Source organism: Streptomyces sp. NPDC090022 (assembly GCF_044748145.1).
Classification (GTDB): domain Bacteria; phylum Actinomycetota; class Actinomycetes; order Streptomycetales; family Streptomycetaceae; genus Streptomyces.
This window is the reverse complement of record NZ_JBIVFN010000008.1, coordinates 125,038-146,328: the sequence shown is the minus strand read 5'-3', so window position 1 is coordinate 146,328 and position 21,291 is coordinate 125,038. Positions and strand designations below refer to the sequence as shown.

Annotated in this window: 21 protein-coding genes; 19 read left to right on the top strand and 2 right to left on the bottom strand. The window is 73.0% G+C overall.

All coding sequences use genetic code 11. The annotated features are described in order from the left end of the window. Positions 1 to 35 precede the first annotated feature (35 nt). Complete coding sequence (locus tag ACIPXB_RS17835; protein ID WP_401450533.1) at positions 36 to 1,061, top strand: hypothetical protein; 1,026 nt, start codon at positions 36 to 38, stop codon at positions 1,059 to 1,061. 59 nt (positions 1,062 to 1,120) lie between these two features. Continuing rightward, the gene (locus ACIPXB_RS17830; protein ID WP_401450531.1) at positions 1,121 to 2,107 is read left to right on the top strand and encodes a YDG/SRA domain-containing protein; all 987 of its coding nucleotides are present in this window, start codon (positions 1,121 to 1,123) and stop codon (positions 2,105 to 2,107) included. Between the two features lie 23 nt (positions 2,108 to 2,130). Here ACIPXB_RS17830 and ACIPXB_RS17825 read toward each other — a convergent pair whose 3' ends face one another. Continuing rightward, positions 2,131 to 3,138: an SEC-C metal-binding domain-containing protein gene (locus tag ACIPXB_RS17825; RefSeq protein WP_401450528.1), complete on the bottom strand. Its 1,008-nt coding sequence runs from the start codon at positions 3,136 to 3,138 to the stop codon at positions 2,131 to 2,133. 56 nt (positions 3,139 to 3,194) lie between these two features. Between ACIPXB_RS17825 and ACIPXB_RS17820 the strand changes: the two genes are divergently transcribed. From ACIPXB_RS17820 to ACIPXB_RS17805, 4 genes are all read left to right on the top strand, one after another. Then, complete coding sequence (locus tag ACIPXB_RS17820) at positions 3,195 to 4,028, top strand: class E sortase (RefSeq protein ID WP_401450526.1); 834 nt, start codon at positions 3,195 to 3,197, stop codon at positions 4,026 to 4,028. Between the two features lie 139 nt (positions 4,029 to 4,167). After that, positions 4,168 to 4,464, top strand: a complete 297-nt coding sequence (locus ACIPXB_RS17815) for a DUF6412 domain-containing protein (RefSeq protein WP_401450798.1) — start codon at positions 4,168 to 4,170, stop codon at positions 4,462 to 4,464. Between the two features lie 108 nt (positions 4,465 to 4,572). Next, positions 4,573 to 5,325 carry a YidC/Oxa1 family membrane protein insertase gene (locus ACIPXB_RS17810; protein WP_401450524.1) on the top strand — a complete coding sequence of 251 codons (753 nt, stop codon included), beginning with the start codon at positions 4,573 to 4,575 and terminating at the stop codon, positions 5,323 to 5,325. A gap of 122 nt (positions 5,326 to 5,447) precedes the next feature. Then, positions 5,448 to 6,305: a fumarylacetoacetate hydrolase family protein gene (locus tag ACIPXB_RS17805; RefSeq protein ID WP_401450521.1), complete on the top strand. Its 858-nt coding sequence runs from the start codon at positions 5,448 to 5,450 to the stop codon at positions 6,303 to 6,305. Between the two features lie 211 nt (positions 6,306 to 6,516). On the opposite strand, the gene ACIPXB_RS17800 is transcribed toward ACIPXB_RS17805, so the two are convergent. Then, positions 6,517 to 7,638, bottom strand: coding sequence for a Gfo/Idh/MocA family oxidoreductase (locus ACIPXB_RS17800; protein ID WP_401450518.1), 1,122 nt, complete (start codon positions 7,636 to 7,638; stop codon positions 6,517 to 6,519). 56 nt (positions 7,639 to 7,694) lie between these two features. Between ACIPXB_RS17800 and ACIPXB_RS17795 the strand changes: the two genes are divergently transcribed. The 13 genes from ACIPXB_RS17795 to ACIPXB_RS17735 all read left to right on the top strand — a co-directional run bounded on the left by ACIPXB_RS17795 (position 7,695) and on the right by ACIPXB_RS17735 (position 21,283). After that, positions 7,695 to 8,882, top strand: coding sequence for an ROK family protein (locus ACIPXB_RS17795; RefSeq protein WP_401450516.1), 1,188 nt, complete (start codon positions 7,695 to 7,697; stop codon positions 8,880 to 8,882). 530 nt (positions 8,883 to 9,412) lie between these two features. Continuing rightward, a complete protein-coding gene (locus ACIPXB_RS17790; RefSeq protein WP_401450514.1) occupies positions 9,413 to 10,219 on the top strand; it encodes a hypothetical protein in 807 nt (268 codons plus the stop codon). Between the two features lie 61 nt (positions 10,220 to 10,280). Next, complete coding sequence (locus ACIPXB_RS17785) at positions 10,281 to 11,042, top strand: GntR family transcriptional regulator (RefSeq protein WP_401450511.1); 762 nt, start codon at positions 10,281 to 10,283, stop codon at positions 11,040 to 11,042. A gap of 156 nt (positions 11,043 to 11,198) precedes the next feature. Continuing rightward, positions 11,199 to 12,320: a TIGR03364 family FAD-dependent oxidoreductase gene (locus ACIPXB_RS17780; RefSeq protein ID WP_401450509.1), complete on the top strand. Its 1,122-nt coding sequence runs from the start codon at positions 11,199 to 11,201 to the stop codon at positions 12,318 to 12,320. 122 nt (positions 12,321 to 12,442) lie between these two features. Then, positions 12,443 to 13,096, top strand: coding sequence for a phosphonatase-like hydrolase (locus ACIPXB_RS17775; RefSeq protein WP_401450795.1), 654 nt, complete (start codon positions 12,443 to 12,445; stop codon positions 13,094 to 13,096). Next, on the top strand, positions 13,093 to 14,142 hold the full coding sequence (locus tag ACIPXB_RS17770) for an ABC transporter ATP-binding protein (protein WP_401450506.1): 1,050 nt from the start codon (positions 13,093 to 13,095) through the stop codon (positions 14,140 to 14,142). Before ACIPXB_RS17775 ends, ACIPXB_RS17770 begins: the two co-directional genes overlap by 4 nt. Then, on the top strand, positions 14,135 to 15,076 hold the full coding sequence (locus ACIPXB_RS17765) for a 2-aminoethylphosphonate ABC transporter permease subunit (protein ID WP_401450502.1): 942 nt from the start codon (positions 14,135 to 14,137) through the stop codon (positions 15,074 to 15,076). The genes ACIPXB_RS17770 and ACIPXB_RS17765 overlap by 8 nt, the downstream gene beginning before the upstream one ends. Beyond that, entirely contained in the window at positions 15,063 to 15,860 is a 798-nt protein-coding gene (locus ACIPXB_RS17760; RefSeq protein WP_401450500.1) for an ABC transporter permease, read from the top strand. The genes ACIPXB_RS17765 and ACIPXB_RS17760 overlap by 14 nt, the downstream gene beginning before the upstream one ends. A 78-nt stretch (positions 15,861 to 15,938) precedes the next feature. Beyond that, positions 15,939 to 17,021: a 2-aminoethylphosphonate ABC transporter substrate-binding protein gene (locus ACIPXB_RS17755; RefSeq protein ID WP_401450497.1), complete on the top strand. Its 1,083-nt coding sequence runs from the start codon at positions 15,939 to 15,941 to the stop codon at positions 17,019 to 17,021. 305 nt (positions 17,022 to 17,326) lie between these two features. After that, positions 17,327 to 18,880: an alkaline phosphatase family protein gene (locus ACIPXB_RS17750; protein WP_401450495.1), complete on the top strand. Its 1,554-nt coding sequence runs from the start codon at positions 17,327 to 17,329 to the stop codon at positions 18,878 to 18,880. 198 nt (positions 18,881 to 19,078) lie between these two features. Continuing rightward, positions 19,079 to 19,858 carry an HAD-IIA family hydrolase gene (locus ACIPXB_RS17745; protein WP_401450493.1) on the top strand — a complete coding sequence of 260 codons (780 nt, stop codon included), beginning with the start codon at positions 19,079 to 19,081 and terminating at the stop codon, positions 19,856 to 19,858. A gap of 101 nt (positions 19,859 to 19,959) precedes the next feature. Next, entirely contained in the window at positions 19,960 to 20,604 is a 645-nt protein-coding gene (locus tag ACIPXB_RS17740) for a hypothetical protein (RefSeq protein WP_401450490.1), read from the top strand. A gap of 16 nt (positions 20,605 to 20,620) precedes the next feature. Beyond that, entirely contained in the window at positions 20,621 to 21,283 is a 663-nt protein-coding gene (locus ACIPXB_RS17735; protein ID WP_401450488.1) for a class F sortase, read from the top strand. Positions 21,284 to 21,291 lie beyond the last annotated feature (8 nt).

The window sequence follows — 21,291 nt, the reverse complement described above, 5'->3', positions numbered from 1 at the left end:
GCGTCACCGCACCCTCCGGCGGGCATAGCCGGACCATGAACCCCTCAGCCGCACCACGCCAAGCCACCCACTCCACCCACCTCGCCCACCCCACCCACCGCCAGCTCGACCTGGCCACCCGCCCCCAGCTCCTCCGCACCGGCCTCTCCCCGGCCACCCTCACCCGCCGCACCCGCCCCGGCGGCCCCTGGCAACGCCTGCTGCCCCGCGTCTACCTCCTCCAGACCGGCCCGCCCTCGCGCCACCAACGCGCCCTGGCCGCCGTCCTGTACGCCGCGGACCCCACAGGCGACCCGCTCTCCGGCGCCACGGCGGCCCTCACCGGCGGCGCGGCCCTCGCCCTGCTCGGCATCCGCGACGCCCCGCCCGCGCCGCACGACGTCCTGGTCCGGGCGCCCCGAAGGCTGAAGCCCCAACCCGGCGTCCGTCCCCTGCCGACGACCCGGTGGCCGGCCACCATGTCCGTCTCCGGCATCCCCTGCACCCGGCCCCTGCGCGCGGCGGCCGACTTCGCGCTACGTGCCGGCGCCCCCGACGCCGACCTGGTCCGCTCGGTCCTCGCCAACACCGTCCAGTCCGGCTGGTGCCACCCGACGGACCTGTACGCCGAACTGCGCGCCGGCCGCCTCCTGGCCCGCCCCGCGGTCCGCACGGCCGCCGCCGAACTCCTGGCCGGCGTCCGCTCCATCGCCGAGGCCCACGCCCGCGACGCCCTGGCCGCCACCGACCTCCCCGAACCCCTGTGGAACGCCCGCCTGCACACCCCGGACGGCACGTTCCTGGCCAGCCCCGACGCGTACTGGCCGGACGAGGGCGTGGCCCTGGAGATCGACTCGGCGGAGTACCACTACACGCGCGACTCCTGGCACGCCACCCTCCGCCGCCGGCTCCACCTCGAAGCCCACGGCGTCCTGGTCGTCTCCACGACCCCCTCGATCCTCCGCGACACCCCGACGGAGGTCACCTCGGCCCTCCGCACCCTCCTCACCCTGACCACCACCCGCCCCACGCCCCCCACAGCCCAGGCCCGCGGCCACCAACAACTCGCCCTCCCGCTGTAGGGCAGGAGGCGGCAGAAAAGGTCTGCCGGATGGAGAACCACGACGATTAGGGTGAGCTGATGAAGGCAGAGAGAGTCATCGGGCATATCGAAGGCGTCGTACCGGGCCGCGTGCTTGAGCGGCGGACGGACGTCCGGGACGCGTCGTTGCACAGCGACACGATGCGTGGCATCTCGCGGCTGAAGGACGCAGACGGCACGTACGTATCCGATGCGATCGTCCTCAGTGGCGGCTATCTCGACGATGACGATGCGTGGCATCAGATCCGCTACACCGGAGCCTCGCCGGACGCGGAGAAGCACCCCGAAACCAAGCAGCCCATGAAGAATCAGAGTTGGGACTACCGCGACAATGCCGCGCTGAAGCTCAGCTGGGAGCGGAAGCACCCCATCCGCATCCTTCGTGGTCACAAGGGTGATGCCCGGTACTCGCCGAGGTCCGGCTACCGCTACGACGGTCTGTACGTGATTACCGCGATCCGCACCGCCACCTCCCAGCACGCCGTCGGCCCGGCGGGTGAGCCCATCGAGATCTGTCAGTTCGACCTCGAGCGCCTGCCGGAGCCGGCGCAGGAGCTCACGCAGATCGAGATTGCCGCAGCTGAAGTGCTCGGATTCGGTGACGGGGAGAAGTTCCCGCAGACCCGCACCACGCAGGTTCAGCGCATGATCCGCGATACGGCCGCTGCCCGCCGCATCAAGGAGCTCTACGACGGCCAGTGCCAGACCTGCGGCATACGGCTGGTCGGCGCGGGGGCCAAGCCGTACAGCCAGGGCGCCCACCTGAAGCCGCTTGCCGCGCCCCACCGGGGTCCCGACGTCGAGCGCAACATCCTCTGCCTCTGCCCGAACTGCCATGTGCGCCTCGACCTCGGAGCCATCTCTTTCGATGACGACTGGTCGGTGATCGACCGCGCGCCCGAGGGAGAACCTCGGACGACTCGGCCCAAGCTGCTGATGAAGAAGGGGCACGGGCTCCATCCCGGATACGCCCGTTACCAGCGCGAATGGTGGGACAAGCTCTGGGGTGAGACCACCGGCGAGTAGCCCGCGCCCTTCCTGTCAGGGGCTCACGGTCGTGATGTCTCGCCGTGGCAGTGGGCGTACGGCTTGCCCGAGGTGCACCAGCAGGGGGCCGTGGGGGTGGGGGGCCAGGGGGTGGCCTTGCCGCGGGCGGCGAGGGTCGTGGCGTACTCGGGGAGGAGGGACGGGGAGGCCGGGGAGGTCTTCTCGGACGCCGCGAAGGCTTCGTACGACGGGACGCTCGCCGTCACGATGCCCAGGTTCGTCGTGCCCGAGGCCGCCAGGGCGCGCAGGGAGGCCTCGATCTCCGTCAGGTGGGCCGTGTGGGAGGGGTACTCCGCCTTCAGGGTGGGGTAGGCGGTGATGAGCTCGGCCAGTTCCGCCGCCGGCCAGTGCAGGAGGGCCACGGGGAACGGGCGGGAGAGCGCGGCGCGGCGGTCGCCGAGTTCGGCGCGCAGGCGGGCGATCTCGGCGCGGAGTTCGGCCGGGTCGTTGGAACCCAGGGCCCAGATGCGCTTGGGGTCGTGGAGCTCGTCGAGCGGGATGGGGCCGGTGTGGCGGGTGTCGGCCACCATGTCCCAGTCGTCATGGGGGAGGGCGAGGAGGCGGCGTACCCGGTGCCGGCCCGTGAGCAGGGCCGTGGTGGCGGGGGTCAGCGGGGCGTCGTCGGAGATCAGGAGGGTGGCCGCCTGGGTGAAGGCCTCGTGGGAGGCGTCGAGTTCGTCGTGGGTCTCCAGGGCCTCGGCGATCACCTCCCAGGGGGCCGGGTCGGTCGGGGCCGCGTCGCGGATGCCCGAGATGAGGGCGCGCGCCTCGGCCTCGTGTCCGTACTCCCACAGGTTGGCCGCCTGGAGCGCCTTGATCAGGTGCGGCTTGGCGGGCGAGGCCGACAGGAGCTGGTCGTAGAGGGCGCTGGCGCGGTCCCGGGCGTCGGCCAGTTCGAGGTGGGCCGCGGCCTGGAGGAGCAGTGGCTCCTGGTCCTCGGGGTAGCGGGTCGCCGTGCGGATGAGGCGCTCGGCTTCGGCGATGTGCTCGGCAGGCGTGTCGGGGCGCATGGTTCACACCGTACTGCCGCTGGTCAGTTGACGGGGGAGGACTTAAGGTGCGGGCCGTGCGAGATCACACGGTGCGGGTATGGCGGGTGCGGGTCGCGCGGATGCTGTGGGTCGGGGCCGAGGTGATCACCACCGTGGGGGTGGTGGTCGCGTTGCTGGTGGTGCATCAGGTGTGGTGGACCAATCGGCAGGCGGCGGCCGGGGCGCGGGAGTTGGTGCGGGGGCTGGAGGGGGAGTGGGCCGGCGGGACGGCCGACGGGGCGGCCGGCGGGACAGGGGCGTCGGCCGGGGGTGTCGGCGGGGCGGGTGTGCCGGATGCGGCGGGTGCGTCGGTCGTGCCGGAGGTGCCGGAGGTGCCTGCTGCGGGTGGGGGTGGTGGTACGGCATCGGCCCGGCCGGCGCCCGGTGGGGGGAAGCCGGCCGGGGGCGGGTCGGCGCCGCGGCTGGACCAGGCGTACGCCGTGCTGCGCATCCCCCGGCTCGGGGTGGTCGTGCCCGTCGCCGAGGGAGTGGGCAAGCGCGGGGTGCTGGACAAGGGGTACGCCGGGCACTACCCGGGGACCGCGGCGCCCGGGGCCGCGGGGAACTTCGCGCTGGCCGGGCACCGCAACACCCACGGCGAGCCGTTCCGGTACATCAACCGGTTGCGGGCGGGGGACGAGCTGCTGGTCGACGTGAAGGGGAGGCGGTTCACGTACGTGGTCGGGAAGGTGCTTCCGGAGACCACGGAACGGGACACGGGCGTCATCGCGCCCGTACCGCGGAGTGTGGTGAAGCCCGGGTACGGCTACGCCGAGCCCGGCGCGTACATCACGCTCACGACGTGCACGCCCGAGTACACCTCCAAGTACCGGTTGGTCGTATGGGGGACGCTGAAAGATGCGACTTGAGAGTGAGGCCGTCGACGGGTGGCGGTGGCTAGGATCGAATCCGTACTCGAATCGCGAGTTGTTGCCGTGTGGCGCGTTCGCGTTGCGTTGCGTTGCGTTGCGTTGCCGATGCCGGGAGGGGGCACCTGTGGGCAGGAACATGTGGGTGTCCGTGCTGCTCCTGAGCGTGTTCGGGGTGCTCGGGCCGGCGGCGCTGTTCGGCGAGGGCGGCTTCGCGGCCCTCGTGACCGTGGCGGCCACCGCGGCCGCCGGGGTGGCCCTGGTGGCCTGTGCCGCCTTCGCGGCGCGCGGTGCGCGCCCCGTGCCGCCGCATCGAATACGTACCGCGATCCGTGATCGTGAGCAGCGCACGGCGTTCCTGCCGCAGCGCGATCCCGACGCGCAGGGCAGGTCGCGTCCCAGGGCGCCCGGTCGTCCCGTCCTGACGGCCGCGTAGGGGCGCTCAGCCCGCTTCCTCACCCTTCACACCGCTGTTGTCGCCCCTCGTGGGTCGTCACGCCGAAACCCGTTTTCGACGTTCGACGAGACCCCTCGGAGGGCCCGCGTGTCCGTATTCACCCACCTTGTTGCCGAGCTGGCCCAGTTGCTGGAGCCGGTGCTGGCCCAGTCCGCGACCGCTGCGGCGATCGTGCTGTTCACCCTGCTGGTACGGCTGGTCCTGCACCCCCTGAACAGGGCCGCCTTCCGGAGCGCGACCCCGATGGCCGGGTGCCTGCCGGTGCTGCTCCAACTGCCGGTGTTCTTCGTGATGTACCAGGCCTTCTCCGCCTCCGAGGTCGGCGGCGCGGCCAACGAACTGCTCGGCCACCAGCTGTTCGCGGCGCCGCTCGGGGACCGGTGGGCGGACGCCCTCGGGGACGGCGGGCTGGTCGGGGAGTCGGGGCTGGTGTTCCTCGGGCTGTTCGCGGCGATCGCCGCCGTGGCGGCGTGGAGCGCGGTCCGGGGCCGCCGGGCGGCGCGCACGGCCGGCGTCGCGGGCATCGCGGGCGCCGGGGGCGGGGCCGGCGTCGCAGGTGGGGCAAAGGGTGCCGCGGCCGGGAAGTCGCCGCTCGCGGGCCGTACGGGTCCGGTGCCGACTCCGGAGCAGGAGGAAGCCGTGCGCAAGGTGATCGGCGTGCTGCCGCTGCTGTCGTTCGGGACGCTGATCACCGCTGCCATCGTGCCGCTCGCGGCCGGGCTCTACCTGCTCACGACCACCGCGTGGACCGTCGTCGAGCGGATCTGGCTGGAGTGGCGCAAGAACCGGGCGAGCCGAGGGGAGGCGAAGGCCGGCGCTGCGGTGCGTTCCAGTCTGTGAACAGGGTCTTGCGGATTGGGCCGGCTTCTTGGAGGATCAGCCAATCCTCCGATGGCCGCAACCCATCGTCCGGCCCGGGGCATGCCCGCGCGCCGACCACCCTCGACCACGGGAGAATGCCCATGAAGCTGCTGCGTGTCGGACCGGTGGGGGCAGAGCGCCCCGCGCTGCTCGACCAGAACGGGACCCTGCGCGACCTGTCGGGCCTGATCACGGATGTGGACGGCGGACTGCTCGCCGATGCGTCCGTGCTGTCCCAGGTGCGGGACGCGGCGGAGTCCGGGCAGCTTCCGGTCCTCGACGGCGAGGGGCTGCGCACCGGTGCGCCGGTCGGCCGCATCGGCAAGATCGTCGGCATCGGCCTGAACTACCACGGCCACGCCGCCGAGATCGGCGCGGCGACGCCCGAGGAGCCGATCATGTTCCTCAAGGCGCCCGACACGGTCGTCGGCCCGGACGACACGGTACTGATCCCGCGCGGCAGCGTGAAAACCGACTGGGAGGCCGAGCTGGGTGTCGTCATCGGCGCCACCGCCCGCTACCTGGCCACCGCCGAGGAGGGCCTCGCGCACGTCGGCGGCTACCTGCTGGTGAACGACGTCTCCGAGCGGGAGTTCCAGATCGAGCGCGGCGGCACCTGGGACAAGGGCAAGAACTGCGAGACCTTCACCCCGCTCGGCCCGTGGCTGGTCACGGCCGACGAGATCCCGGACCCGCAGGCCCTGGACGTGAAGCTGTGGGTCAACGGCGAGCTCAAGCAGGACGGCGAGACCTCGGACCAGATCTTCCCGGTGGGCGAGGTGGTCCGGTACCTGAGCCAGTTCATGACGCTCCACCCGGGCGACGTCATCATCACCGGCACGCCGGCGGGCGTGGCGATGGGCCAGCCGGAGCCGAAGCCGTACCTGCGGGCCGGTGACGTGGTCGAGGTGGCGATCGAGGGGCTCGGGCGGCAGCGCCAGGAGTTCAAGAGCGCGTAGCCGCCGGCGCGGTGGGGGTGGCGGTCGCGGTCGCCGACGCGGTCGCCGGCGCCGTCTCAAGGCCGGCGCCGTGCGGTGGCGGGTCGTGTCGTGTCCGGCTCCGGCGCGCTTCCCGCCAGCTCCCGTCTCCGCCCGGCTGGTTTCGCCCGGCTGGTTTCGCCCGGCTGGTTTCGCCCGGCTGGTTCGGTCCGGCTGGTTCGGTCCGGCCGGTTCAGTCGAGGGTGATGGCCACGCCCTCCCGGGAGGAGCGGTGCGCCGCCTCCAGTACGGCCAGACAGGCCGCGGCCTCGTGCGCGGTGACCGGGGCCGGGCCGCCGGTGCGCAGGGCCTCCTCGACCGCCGCGTAGTACGCCGGGTAGTCGCCGTGGACGGTCGGCTCGGGCCGGCCGCCCCCGGTCAGCGGGGACTCGCCCGAGCCGACGCGGCCCCAGCAGTGTTCGGGCTCCTCGCCCCACGGCTGCCCCGGTTCCGGGCGGCGGCCCTCGCGCAGCGCGGCCTCCTGCGGGTCCAGGCCGTACTTGACGTATCCGGCCGCCGAGCCCAGGACGCGGAAGCGCGGGCCGAGCTGGGCGGTGGTGGCACTGACGTACAGGTGGGAGCGGACCCCGCCGGCGTGGGTGAGGGCGATGAACGTGTCGTCGTCGGTCTCGGCGCCGGGGCGGCGTACGTCGGCCTCGGCGTAGACCCGGACCGCCGGACCGAAGAGCACCAGCGCCTGGTCCACGACATGGCTGCCCAGGTCGTAGAGCAGGCCACCGATCTCCTCCGGCGCCCCGGACTCGCGCCAGCCGCCCTTGAGCTGCGGGCGCCAGCGTTCGAAGCGGGACTCGAAGCGCTGGATCTCGCCGAGTTCGCCGGAGGCCAGGAGGCGGCGCAGGGTGAGGAAGTCGTTGTCCCAGCGGCGGTTCTGGAAGACGGAGAGGAACGTGCCGCTCCGGTCGGCGAGCGCGGCCAGGGCTCGGGCTTCGGCGGCGGTGGCGGCCAGCGGCTTGTCGACGACGACCGCGGTGCCGGCTTCCAGGGCGGTGGTGGCGAGCGGGACGTGGGTCTTGTTCGGGGAGGCGATCACGACGAGGTCGAGGCCGCGGTCCCGGAGCTCGTCGGGGTGGGACGCGATCGTCACGTCCGGATGGGCGTCGCGGGCGGCGGCCTGGCGCTCGGGGTTCGAGGTGACGACGGTGTCCAGGACCAGGCCCGCGGTGGCGGTGACGAGCGGGGCGTGGAAGACGGAGCCGGCGAGTCCGTAGCCGATGAGGCCGACGCGGAGGGGGTCGACGTGGCGGGGGTCGACGTGGCGGGGGTCGACGTGGAGGGGGCGGGAGGGGGCGTTCATGACCGCCACTTTGGCAACAGTGTTGCCGAAGTGCAAGGAGGGGGGAGAATGGGTGCGTGAACAGGGGTAAGAGGGGTGCCAGGGGCGGTACGGGGGACGGCGGGGCGAGCGGCGGCGCCGTGGGCTTCAATCTGCCGGCGCTGCGGAGCCACAACGAGGCGCTGGTACTGGATCTGCTGCGGGGCGCGGGGGCCGAGGGGGTCGGCCGGGGCGAACTGGCCGACCGTACGGGGCTGACGCCGCAGGCCGTCAGCAAGATCACGGCGCGGCTGCGGGCGGAGGGGCTGGTGGCCGAGGCGGGCCGGGGCGCGTCGACGGGAGGCAAGCCGCGCACTCTGCTGCGACTGGTGCCGGAGGCCGGGTACGCGGTGGGGGTGCACCTGGACCGGGACGAGCTGCGCGTGGTGCGGGTGGACCTGGCGGGGCGGGTGGTGTCGCAGTGGCGCGGGGGCCTGGATCTGGGGGAGGGCCCGGCGGCGGTCGTCGACGCGGTCGTGCGGGCGGTGGGTGTGGTGGCGCCGACGGCGGTGGGGGCGGTGACGGGGATGGTGGCCGGGGCCGGGGCCGGGGCTGGGGCCGGGGCCGGGGCGGCGACCGCGACGGGGGGTGGTGTGCCGGTTGTGGGGGTGGGTGTCGCGGCGCCCGGGCCGCTGGACCGGGAGTCCGGGGTGCTGGGGCGGGTGACGGGTTTCCCCGCATGGGCGGGATTCCCGTTGCGGGAGGTGCTGGCGGGGCGGCTGGGGTGGCCGGTGGTCCTGGACAAGGACACGAACGCCGGGGCGGCGGGGCTGGGTTCGGGCAGCTCGGCGTACGTGCACGTGGGGACGGGTGTCGGGGCCGGATTGTGCCTGGACGGCGAGGTGTACCGGGGGGTGCGGTCGGGGGCGGGGGAGTTCGGGCACCAGGTGCTGCTGCTGGACGGGCCGGTGTGCCGGTGCGGGGCGCGGGGGTGCGTGGAGGCGCTGTGCCTGGCGGCAGTGGCGCGGGGGGATGTCCGGGAGGCGGCGCGGGTGCTGGGGGAGGCGGCGGCGAACCTGGTCGCGCTGCTGGACGTGGAGCGGGTGCGGTTGGGCGGGCGGGTGGTACGGGCGGCGCCGGAGGTGTTCGTCGCCGGGGTACGGCAGGTGCTGGCCGAGCGGGCGCTGGGGCCGGTGGTGGCATCGGTCGGCCTGGCGGGGGGCGGCGTGGCGGAGGGGGCGGCGGAGCTGGTGCTGGGGCCGCGGCTGTTTGGGCGGGCGGGGTGACGGTGGGCCGCGGGCGGCGCCGGGCGGATTGACGGTCGCCCCGTCGCCCCGTCGCCCCGTCGCCCCGTCGCCCCGTCGCCCCGTCGCCCCGTCGCCCGTCGCCCTGTGCCTGTGCTGGTGCCGGTGGCAGCGCCCGGTGCCCGGTGTTCGGTGGGGGTGGCTGCACGTCCCGTGTGGGTGGCACGCCACGGGGTGGCCGTGCGCCGTCGGAGGGCCGGGCCGGTACGGCGTACCGATCTGCGTTGGCGGCCTCGCGGCCTCGCGGCCTCGCGGCCTCGCGGCTCGCGGCCCCCGGGCCTCGGAGGGCCCAGGGGAGGGGGTGGGCTGCCTTCCGGGCAGCACGGTGGGTGTAGCTCCCGTCCCCGCCGCCGCGGCTCCGTGCGCTTGACGGTTTCGGCTGAATGGGGGTAAACCGGGCGGTGCTGGGTGGCGTCTTGGAGGGGGATCGCGGGCCGGCGTGGGAGGGTGCGGGAGGGCGGGGTGATTGTCACCTCGTCAGATCATCGTCCGGCGAGCTGCGAAGGCCCTTCATGCGCGCACGCAAAGCCCTTGCCCTCACCGCCGTCCTGGCCGCCGTCGCCGCGCCGGCCGCCACCGCCGCGGCTGCCAGCCTGCCCGTACCGCCGCCCACCCGGGACGTCGGGTCCGGCTCCGGCGGCGGGCCGGGCGCCCGGCCCGCACCCGCCCTGCCCTCCCGCGCGAAGGCCACCTGCGGGGACGGCAGGAGCACCGCCTTCCCCATCGGTGCCCGCATTCGCGGCGGCCCCGCCGTCTACCGGACCGGCGGCGACCCGCAGGCCTGGTACCTCGACCTGACGAACATGACCGCCGGCAACTGCACGGCCATCCACCCCGTCGTCGTCTTCACCGACCAGGCCCGCCTGCTGCGCCCCGCCCACCTGCGCATGGAGTTCGACGCCCCCGGCGGCCCCTTCCATGTCAGCCTCGAACGCACCGACCGCGACGAGATCGTCGCCGTCTTCGACGGCGGCAGCGCCTTCCCCGGCTTCTCCGTCGGCCCCGGCGGCACCGTCACCGTCAAGGTGCGCCTCGCCTTCGCCCCCGACGCCCCCACCGGCGAGGTCCTCGCCGACGCGGCCCTCGTCCAGCGCAAGGGCGACGACGGCGACTGGGTCGGCGAGGCCGGTGCGTACCGGTTCAGCGTCGAGGGACTGCAGGAGCCGTCCGAGGCCGCGGGTTCGCTGGCCCATACCGGCGGCCACGCCGGTGACCGGACCGGCCGCTCCGCCGCCGGATACGGCATCGCCGCCCTCGCCGCCACCACCGCCGGCGCCGCCCTGCTCGTCGCGGCCCGCCGTCTGAGACGGCAGTCCTGATCCAAGTCCGTGCGGCAACCCGCGCACCGCCCCCGTCCCCTTTCCCCCGTACAGTCCCTCCGTGGAAGAACCGACCCAGCACCGCCCCGGCTCGCCCGTCCGCTCCGGCATTCCCGAGCACGGGCGCATCCCCAAGTACTACGCCGTCAAGGCCCGCATCTCCGAGCTCGTCGAGGAGCTCGGCGAAGGGGGGCTGCTGCCCACCGAGCGCGATCTCGCCGAGCGGTACGAGGTCTCCCGCGAGACCGTGCGCCAGGCGCTGCGCGAGTTGCTGCTCGAGGGCCGGCTCCGGCGTTCCGGGCGCGGTACCGTCGTCGCCGGACCCAAGCTGGAACAGCCGTTGTCGCTGGCCAGCTACACCGAAGGCGTACGCCGCCAGGGCCGGCGTCCCGGCCGTAACCTCATCGGTCTGGAACAGTTCCCCTGCCCGCCCGACCTCGCCCCCGCCCTCGGCGCCGAACCCGGCGAGCCCGTCTGGCACATGGAGCGCGTCCTGCTCGCCGACGACGAGCGCGTGGGCCTGGAGAGCACCTACATCCGGGTCGCCCGCGCCCCCCGCCTGGACGTCGAATTCAAGCCCGACTCCTCCTTCTACCTCTACCTGAAGGACAGCCTCGGCATCAGCTTCGGCGACGCCGACGAGAAGCTGGAGACCGTCCTCGCCACCCCCCGCGAGGCACTGCTCATCGGTACGCCGCCGGCCCTCCCGATGCTTCTCATCCACCGCTTCTCACGCGACCAGGACGGCCGTCCCCTCGAGCGGGTCCGTTCGCTCTACCGTGGTGATCGGTTCAGCTTTACGACCCACCTGCGTCCCGAATAGCCCGCTCCCGCCCCGCTCCACCTGCGCATCACGCCCGAACCGGGCACCTGCATATCACAAAAAGATAACGGGTCTAGTCCAACCGTCGAGGCCCGTTCACCGTTCCGTTGCCCGTCGGACCTTTCCGGGTCATGGACCGCGACCACCGTTGCCGACGTGAGAGTCATAGTCGTCGGAGGCGGCGTGGTCGGCACCATGCACGCCTGGCAAGCAGTCGAACGCGGCCACGAGGTCGTCCAGATCGAGCGTGAGGTCGAGGCGCGCGGCGCCTCACTGCGCAATTTCGGCCAGATCTGGGTCAGTGGCCGGGCCGGGGGCGAGGAGCTCGACACCGCCCTGCGGGCCCGCGAGCTCTGGGAGCGGATCGGTGAGCAGGTCCCCGGCCTGGGCTTCCGCGCCATCGGATCGCTGACCCCGGTCCGGGGCGCCCGCGAGTACGCGGTCGCCGAGGCGGCCACCGCCCGCCCCGACGCCGCTGCCCGTGGCTACAGACTGGTCACCGCCGACGAGGCGCGTGCCGTCAACCCCGCCCTGCGCGGCGACTTCGAGGCCGCCCTGTGGTGCGAGCGCGACGCCGCCGTCGAGCCGCGCACCGCCCAGCTGCACCTGCGCGAGGCCCTCCGGGCGACCGGCCGCTACACCTTCCTGCCCGGACGGGAGGTGCGCGAGGTCGTCGGCGCCGCCGCGGTCCGCGACGACCACGGTGACGTCCACCGCGGCGACGCGGTCGTCCTGGCCACCGGCGCCTGGCTGTCCGGCCTGGTCCGCGAGCTGGTCCCCGACCTGCCCGTACGCCGTGTACGCCTGCAGATGATGCAGACCGAGCCCCTCGGCGAGGCCCTGACCACCTCGGTCGCGGACGCCGACAGCTTCCGCTACTACCCGGCGTACAAGTCCGCCGCCCTGGACGCGCTCAACGCCGAGCAGGCGCAGGCCCCGATCGCCGCCGCGCACAAGATGCAGCTGCTCATGGTCCAGCGCCTGGACGGTGGTCTGACCATCGGCGACACCCACGAGTACGAGCACCCCTTCGCCTTCGACACCCTCGAAGACCCCTACGACCACCTCACCGAGGTCGTCGAGTCCTTCCTGGGCCGCCCACTGCCGAAGATCAAGCACCGCTGGGCGGGCGTGTACGCCCAGTGCACCGACACCTCCCGCGTCGTCCACCGCCAGCAGGTGCGCGACGGCGTCTGGCTGGTGACCGGACCCGGCGGCCGCGGCATGACGTGCTCGCCCGCCATAGCCGAGACCACCGCGAACGAACTGGGCTGGTAGAGAACATGAGCGACAACACCCCCACCAACGACAGCAACAGCAACAGCAGCAACAGCAACAGCAACAGCAACAGCAACAGCAGCAACAGCAACAGCAACCGGCGCGCGCTCGTCGTCCTCGACATGGCCGGTACCACCGTCGCCGACGGCGGGCTCGTCGAGCGCGCCTTCGAGCGCGCCGCGCAGCGCCTCGGTGTCGAGCCCGGCTCCGCCGACCACGACGCCAGGCTCCAGTACGTCCGCGACACCATGGGCGAGTCGAAGATCTCGGTCTTCCGCCACCTCTTCGGCACCGAGGACCTCGCCCAGCAGGCCAACACCGCCTTCGAGCAGGCGTACGCCGAACTCGTCGACGGCGGCCTGATCGAGCCGGTCCCCGGCGCCCGCGAGGCCATCGAAAAGCTCCGCGCCGGCGGCCGCACGGTCGTCCTGACCACCGGTTTCGCCCGGGTCACCCAGGACGCCATCCTCGACGCCCTCGGCTGGCAGGACCTGGCCGACCTCACCCTCTGCCCCGCCGACGCCGGCGGCCGCGGCCGCCCGTACCCGGACATGGTGCTCGCCGCGTTCCTGCGCACCGGCGCCGTGGACGACGTGCGCGACATCGTCGTCGCGGGCGACACCGCGTACGACATGCTCAGCGGCACCCGCTCCGGCGCCGGCCTGGTCGCGGGCGTGCTGACCGGCGCGCACGGCCGCCAGGCCCTGGAGGAGCACGGCGCCACCCACGTGCTCGACTCCGTCGCGCAGTTGCCCACCCTCCTGGAGCGGCCGTGAGCGGCATCCGCTTCGACGCGGTCTCGGTCGCCTACCACGGCACGACCGTCCTGGACTCCCTGGACCTGACCGTCGAGCCGGGCGAGGTCATGGCGCTGCTGGGGCCCTCCGGTTCGGGCAAGACCACCGCGCTGCGGGCCGTCGCCGGCTTCGTCACCCCGGTCTCCGGCCGGGTGCTGATCGGCGGCCGCGACGTCACCGGGCTGCCGCCGCACCGGCGCGGCATCGGCATGGTCGTCCAGCAGTACGCGCTCTTCCCGCACATGCGGGTCGAGGACAACGTGGCCTTCGGCCTCAAGGCGCAGAAGGCCCCCAAGGCCGAGATCCCCGCCCGGGTCGCCGAGGCCCTGGAGATGACCGGCATGGGCGCGTACGCCAAGCGCTACCCGCGCGAGCTCTCCGGCGGCCAGCAGCAGCGCGTCGCCATCGCCCGCGCGCTCGCCATCCGGCCGGGCGTGCTGCTGCTGGACGAGCCGCTCTCCGCGCTCGACGCGCAGCTGCGCTCCGGGATGCTCGCCGAACTGGCCCGGCTGCACCGCGAACTGCCCGACGTATCGATTCTCTACGTCACCCACGACCAGGTCGAGGCGCTCACGCTCGCCGACCGGATCGCCGTCATGGACCGCGCCCGCCTCCAGGACTGCGGCACCCCGCAGCAGCTGTACCGCGCCCCGCGTACGGAGTTCACCGCGTCCTTCGTCGGCAACGCCAACCTCCTGCCCGTGACGGTGGCGGACTCCGGCGCGGTCTTCGAGGGCCGCGCCCTCACCCTCGACGTCGGCTGCGCCGCTCCCGGCTCGCGCGCCACCCTGTGCGTACGCCCGCACCTGCTGTCCCTGGGCGAAGGGCCCAACGCCCTGCGCGGGCGCATCGCCGAGGTCCAGTGGCGCGGCTCGACACACCGGCTGTACGTCGACGTGGCCGGCCACCGCGTCACGGCGGACCTCCCCGAACTGCGCGAGACCCCGGCCCTGGGCGACGAGGTGACCCTGCACTTCGAACCCCGCGACGCCGTCCTCCTGACGGCCGGGGTGTCCCATGGCTGAGGCCACGGGTCCGGCCACGGACACCCGCACGCTCCCGGAGCGGCCGCACGCCCACCCGGGCGCCGTCCCCGATCCCGCCCCGGGCCCCGTCCCCGGCCGCGGCCGCGGCCCGCGCGGCGTACCGGGCTGGGTGTGGGCGCTGCCCCCGCTCGCCGTGCTCGCCCTCGTCTTCCTCTACCCGCTCGCCCTGGTCGTCCAGCAGTCCCTCACCCCCGACAACGGCGGTGGCGCCTTCTCCGCCTACGCCGGCGTCTTCGGCTCGAACGCCTTCCGGGACGCGCTGGGAACCACGGTGTGGCTGGCGGTCGGCGCCACCGTCGGGTGTCTCGTCCTCGGGTTCACCCTCGCGCTGATCATCGCCTTCGTGCCGTTCCCCGGGGCGCGGGCCGTCGCCAAGTTCATCGACGTCTTCCTCTCCTTCCCCTCCTTCCTCATCACCCTCGCCCTCCTGTTCATCTACGGAACGGTCGGGATGGCCAACGGGGTCTGGACCGACCTCACCGGCGCGGCCGAGGGCCCGTTCCACTTCCTGACCACGCCGTGGGGCGTCCTCCTCGCGGAGATCACCTACTTCACCCCGTTCGTCATGCGCCCGCTCCTGGCCGCGTTCTCCCAGCTCGACACCGCGCAACTGGAGGTGGCCTCCAGCCTCGGCGCGCGACCCGGCCGGATCATCCGCCGGGTGATCCTTCCCGAGGCACTCCCCGCGCTCGGTGCCGGCGGCAGCCTCGTCCTGGTCATGTGCCTCAACGAGTTCGGGATCGTCCTCTTCACCGGAGCCAAGGGCGTCACGACCCTCCCGATGCTCATCTACGGCAAGGCCATCCTCGAATCCGACTACCCGGCCGCCTGTGTGGTCGCCGTCGTCAACATCGCGATCTCCGTCGGCCTGTTCGGCCTCTACCGGGTGGTGAGCAAGCGTGCTGGTGCATAGCAAGGCGGGCCGCTGGGCCGCCTGGGGCGTCTTCGGGGTCCTCTTCCTGCCGCTGTTCGCCCTGCCCCTGCTCGTGGTCGTCGCGGCCTCCTTCGCCGGCCACTGGTCCGGGGCCTTCCCCTCCGACCCGACCACCGAGCACTACGCCGCGGCCGTCCGCGGCGAGTCCCTGGAGGCGCTGACCACCAGCCTGGTGACGGCCGTGGTGGCGAGCGTGCTGGCCCTCACCGTCGGCAGCTGGGCGGCCCTGGCGGCCGCCGGCCTGAGGAAGCGCGGGAAGCGGACGCTCGACGCCCTGTTCATGCTGCCGGTCGCCGTGCCGTCCGTGGTCGTCGGCCTCGCCGTCCTCGTCGCCTTCAGCCGGCCTCCGCTGCTGCTCAACGGCACCAGCAGCATCGTCATCCTCGCGCACACCATCCTTGTCACGGCGTTCGCCTACCAGTCGGTGTCGGCCGCGATCGTCCGTCTCGATCCCGCGTACGAGCAGGCGGCGGCGTCCCTGGGCGCCCGTCCCGCGTACGTGCTGTGGCGGGTCAAGCTGCCCCTCCTGCTGCCGTCCCTCACGGCGGCGGCCGGACTCTGCTTCGCCCTGTCCATGGGCGAGTTGAGCGCCACGATGATGCTCTACCCGCCGGACTGGCTCCCGCTGCCGGTCCGTATCTTCACTGCCACCGACCGCGGTTCGCTCTTCAGCGGCTCCGCCGTCGCGGTGGTCCTGATGGCCACGACCCTGCTCGTCCTGCTGGCCGTTTCCCGTATCCGCACCCGAGCCACCTACCGCTAGCCGCTCCCCAGCCGTACCCGGCACCCCCCCCGCCGCCCCGCATCTCCCCGCAGTCCCTGTCCCGAGGAGCTCCACGCCATGCCCCGTTACGTCCGCCCCCTCGCCGCCCTCTCCGGCGGCCTCGCCCTGGCCGCCTCCCTCACCGCCTGCGGCGGTTCGTCCGACGCCTCCGGTTCCGCCGAGTCCAAGGGCGGTGGCGAGAAGGTCGTCACCGTCTACAGCGCCGACGGCCTCAAGAGCGACAAGGGCGACGGCTGGTACGACCGGGTCTTCGCCGACTTCACCAAGAAGACCGGCATCGAGGTGAAGTACGTCGAGGGCGGCTCCGGCGAGATGGTGCAGCGCGCCGTCCGCGAGAAGACCAACACCCAGGCCGACGTACTGATCACGTTGCCGCCGTTCATCCAGCAGGCCGACGGCAAGGGGCTGCTGCAGTCCTACAAGCCGCAGGGCTCCGACAAGGTCAACGGTGCCGACAAGGCCCCCGACGGCAAGTGGACCTCGGTCGTCAACAACTACTTCGGGTTCATCTACAACAAGAAGGAGCTCCCCGCCGCGCCCACGACGTGGGAGGAGCTGCTGGACGCCAAGTACAAGGGCAAGCTGCAGTACTCCACCCCGGGCGTCGCGGGCGACGGCACCGCCGTGCTCATCAAGTCGATGCACGACTTCGGCGGCAAGGAGCCGGCGATGGAGTACCTGAAGAAGCTCCAGGCCAACAACGTCGGCCCGTCCTCCTCCACCAGCAAGCTCGCGCCCAAGACCGACAAGGGCGAGCTGCTCGTGGCCAACGGCGACGTGCAGATGAACTTCGCCCAGTCCAAGTCCATGCCGAACCTGGGCATCTGGTTCCCCGCCAAGGACGGCGGCAAGCCCACCAGCTTCGCCCTCCCGTACGCGGCCGGCCTGGTGGCCGACGGCCCGCACTCCGAGAACGGCAAGAAGCTCCTGGACCACCTGCTCAGCGAGGAGGCGCAGAAGCTGGTCAGCGAGGTCGGCGGCGGCTTCCCGGCGCGTACGGACGTCAAGCCCACCGACGCCAACGCCGTCGAACTCACCAAGCTGATGGGCGGGGTCGAGATCTTCGAGCCCGACTGGGCCGACATCGACAAGAACCTCTCGTCGTACGTGGACGCCTGGAAGGCCGCGACGGGCAGCTGACGTCCGGCACGCTCAACGGCTCAACGGCTCAACGGCTGCATGGCTGAAGGGCTGAAGGGCTGGACGCGCGCTCCTCTCCTGGTGCCCCGTCGGATCCTCCGGCGGGGCACCGCCGCGTTCACGCGGGGTGGCGGCTCGCGTCCCGGAGGCCGACGGGCGAGCGCAATCAGCTCTTAACCGGGCGGCCATGCGGGCCGGACATGCTCTGGACCGGTCGCCCGTGCATCGCTTTGATAACGGGTCTGGACCAAACGCGTGCCGCACCCGCACCCCCGTCCTTCACCACCTGCTCCCAGGAGGAGTACGTGTCCCCTGTCCTGCCCGGACGCCGTGCCGTGGCCCTGACCGCCTCGGCCGCCGCCCTGATCGCCGCCACCGTCGCCGCCGCCCCGGCCGGCGCCGCGACCGCGGCCGTCCCCGCCGCTGCTGCCGCTGCCGCCGCTGCGAACACCGACAAGGTCCTCGTCATCGGCCTGGACGGCGTGGTCGTCGACCGCGTCAAGGCCGCCAACGCCCCGCACCTCAACGGTCTGATGGCTCAGGGCCTCACGGCCAAGAGCACCTTGTACGCCAACCCCATGGGCGCCACCTCCTCCGGCCCGGGCTGGTCGACCATCGCCACCGGCGTCTGGCCCGACAAGCACGGGGTGAAGGACAACTCCTTCACCGGCAAGAACTACACCGCGTACCCGGACTTCCTGACGCGCGTCGAGAACGCCAACCCGGCGCTCAACACCTACGCGGCCGCCGACTGGGAGCCCATCACCTCCACCGACCAGAACGGCCCGATCTTCTCTCCGAAGGTGGACAAGCGCCTCTCCCTCAAGGGCGACCGCGACGGCTACCGCAACGAGGACCCGAAGATCGCCGCCGCGGCCGCCACCGAGCTGCGCACCGGCAACCCGGACGCCTCCTTCGTCTACTTCGGCGAGGTCGACGCCGCCGGCCACTCCAGCGGCGCCGGCAGCCAGGCGTACCTCGACGCCATCGCCCGCGTCGACGCGCTCGTCGGCCAGCTGCTCACCGCCGTCCAGCAGCGTCCGACGTACGCCCAGGAGAACTGGAAGATCCTCGTCACCACCGACCACGGGCACACCGGCTCCGGCGGTCACGGCGGCTCCTCCATCGCCGAGCGCGGCACGTTCGTCATCGCCAAGGGCGCGGGCATCCCGGCCGGTTCGGTCCGTGACGACGTCCGTCTCGTCGACGTCGCCGCGACCGCGCTCCAGCACGTCGGCGTCTCCACGGCCGGCCTGGACGGCGTACCGCTGAACGCCCCCGACAGCGACCCCTTCGACGCCCTGCGCCCGGCCCTCCGGGCGCGCGTGGACGAGACGGGCATACCCGCTGGGGTCAAGGGCTTCACGCACACCCCGCCGGCCGGCTGGTCGGTGGACAACTCCAAGATGGGCACCGGCGGCGTCACCGAGTGGGCCGGCTGGGCGTTCGCGACCGACGAGTTCTGGAGCCAGGCGCAGCGCGACCAGTGGCGCGAGCTGAACGTCCGCTCCCGTGACGTCTTCGCCGTCGCCGACTCCGACGAGTGGGACGACAAGAGCCACACCGGCACCTTCGACTCCACGCTGATCACGCCCAAGTGGGCGGTCGCCGGCGGCTCCGTCGCGACGCTGCGCTACCAGACCCACTACCGCCAGGAGGCCGGCCAGACCGCGCAGGTCCTGGTCTCCTACAACGGCGGCACCCCGACGGTGGTCAAGAACTACACCGCCGACGCCGTAGCCAAGGGCGAGGCCATCAGCCTCCAGGTCCCGGCCGGTGCCACCGACGTCCAGGTCCGCTTCCGCTACAGCGGCAACAACAACTGGTACTGGACCGTCGACAACGTCACCCTGGGCTGATCACCGCGCAGGGCCACGGCCCCGCAGGGCCGTGGCCGTGCCGGAGCCGTGGCCGTGCCGGGGCCCCGCCGTGCCCGGCCCGTGCGGGACCCGTGATCACGGTTCGGACGCCGGGTCACCCGTTCGCCGGACCTCGATAGGGTGGTCGAGACCAACCGACCCCAGAGGTCAGAGGCCACCGCAGAGCGGAGAGAAGTCGTGGCAGAGCGCAAGCCGATCGAATCCTGGCTCACCGACATGGACGGGGTCCTCATCCACGAGGGCACCCCGATTCCCGGAGCCGACGCCTTCATCAAGCGGCTGCGCGAGTCCGGCAAGCCCTTCCTGGTGCTGACGAACAACTCCATCTACACCCCGCGCGACCTCCAGGCCCGGCTGAGCCGTATGGGCCTGGACGTGCCCGTCGAGAACATCTGGACCTCCGCCCTCGCCACCGCGAAGTTCCTCGACGACCAGCGCCCGGGCGGCACCGCGTACGTCATCGGCGAGGCCGGCCTGACGACCGCGCTGCACGACATCGGCTACGTGCTCACCGACCACGAGCCGGACTACGTCGTCCTCGGCGAGACCCGCACGTACAGCTTCGAGGCCATGACCAAGGCGGTCCGCCTCATCAACGCCGGCGCGCGTTTCATCTGCACCAACCCCGACGAGACCGGCCCCTCCACCGAGGGCCCGCTGCCGGCGACCGGCGCCGTCGCCGCGCTGATCACCAAGGCGACCGGCAAGAAGCCGTACTTCGCGGGCAAGCCGAACCCGCTGATGATGCGGACGGGCCTGAACGCGATCGGCGCGCACTCCGAGTCCAGCGCCATGATCGGCGACCGGATGGACACCGACGTGCTGGCGGGTCTGGAGGCGGGCATGCAGACCTTCCTCGTGCTGACCGGTCTCACCACGGTCGAGGACACCGAGAAGTTCCCGTTCCGCCCCACCAAGATCGTCGACTCGATCGCGGACCTCGTCGACCTGGTCTGACGGGCTGCGGGGTCTTCTGAACCCGTACGGATCAGCGGCGCGCCGCTCCGGATGCGGAGCGGCGCTCTGCGAGTGAATCTTCTGGGACGAGGAGGTTCACGATGCGCACTGCTCTGCTCGCTCTCCGTGTCACCGGCGCCGCGGTCGTCCTGACGGCCGTCTCCGCGGTGACCGTTCCCGCCGCGCTGGCGGACGAAGGCAACCGGGGCACGGTCTCGGTCAGCCCGTCCACCGCCCGCCCCGGGGAGGAGGTCGAGCTGCGCGTCCACGGCTGCGACGGCCGTCGCGGCTGGGCAAAGTCCCCGGTCTTCGTCGCCGACGCCGAGCTCTTCGGCCGCGAGGGGCACGGCAGTCCGCTGTTCGGCGACGCGAAGATCCGCGTACACGCCGCTCCGGGCTGGCACACCATCCGGGTGAACTGCGACGGCCGGCACGACAAGGCGACCGGCTCGATCCAGATCGTCCGCCACGGCGGCGGCCACCAGGGTGACCACCACGGCAGCGGGCAGAAGGGCGACCACCACGGCGAGCACCGGCCCGATCACCGCCCCACGCCCGTCTGGCCCGTCCACGCGGGCGGCGGCGGGATGTCGGCCGAACTCGCCGCGTCGACCGCGAAGAAGCAGCACGACAGTGACGGCCCCGGCCTGCCCCACACCGTGATCGGTGCCGTACTGGCGGCCGTCGCCACGCTCGCCGTCGCCGGAAAGGCGCTGGCCATGCGGCGCCGCCGCAGCGCCGAGTGAGCGAGGGGGCCCGCGGATGACGGACGAGCCCCGGGCCAGCGGCGGCGGCCGGCTGCTGACCACCGCCGCCTGGACCGTCCTCGTGCTGGGGCTGTGGCTGTGGGGCCGGGAGATCACCGAGGCGCCGTCCCCGGACCCGGGCGGCGGGGGATCGGCGTACGTCGTCGGCCTGCCCGCCGCGCACACCCCGCAGACCGCCGCCGGCCTGCCGCGACGCCTGGACGTACCGTCGCTGCGCATCCAGGCCCCGGTGATCGCGCGCGGCCTGGACGCGCAGGGCGCGATCGACCCCCCGCCGTACGACAGGCCGGGCACCGTGGGCTGGTGGTCCGACGGCACCCGGCCGGGCGCGGCCGGGACCGCGCTGCTGGTGGGGCACGTGGACACCGAGTCCAAGCCGGCCGTCTTCTACGGGCTGAGCACGGCCCGGCCGGGGGACAAGGTGCGCGTCGTACGGGACGACGGGACGGTGGCCGAGTTCACCGTCGACGACGTGCAGGTCTACGAGCGGCAGGCCTTCGACCCGCACAAGGCGTACGGGCCGCGGGTCAAGGGGCGGGCGGAGCTGCGCCTGGTGACGTGCGGGGGGACGTACGACAAGGTGGCCAAGCAGTACACGGCGAACGTGGTGGTGTCGGCGTACCTGACGGGAACAAGCGGCGTCGCGCGCGACGTCTGAGCCCCGCC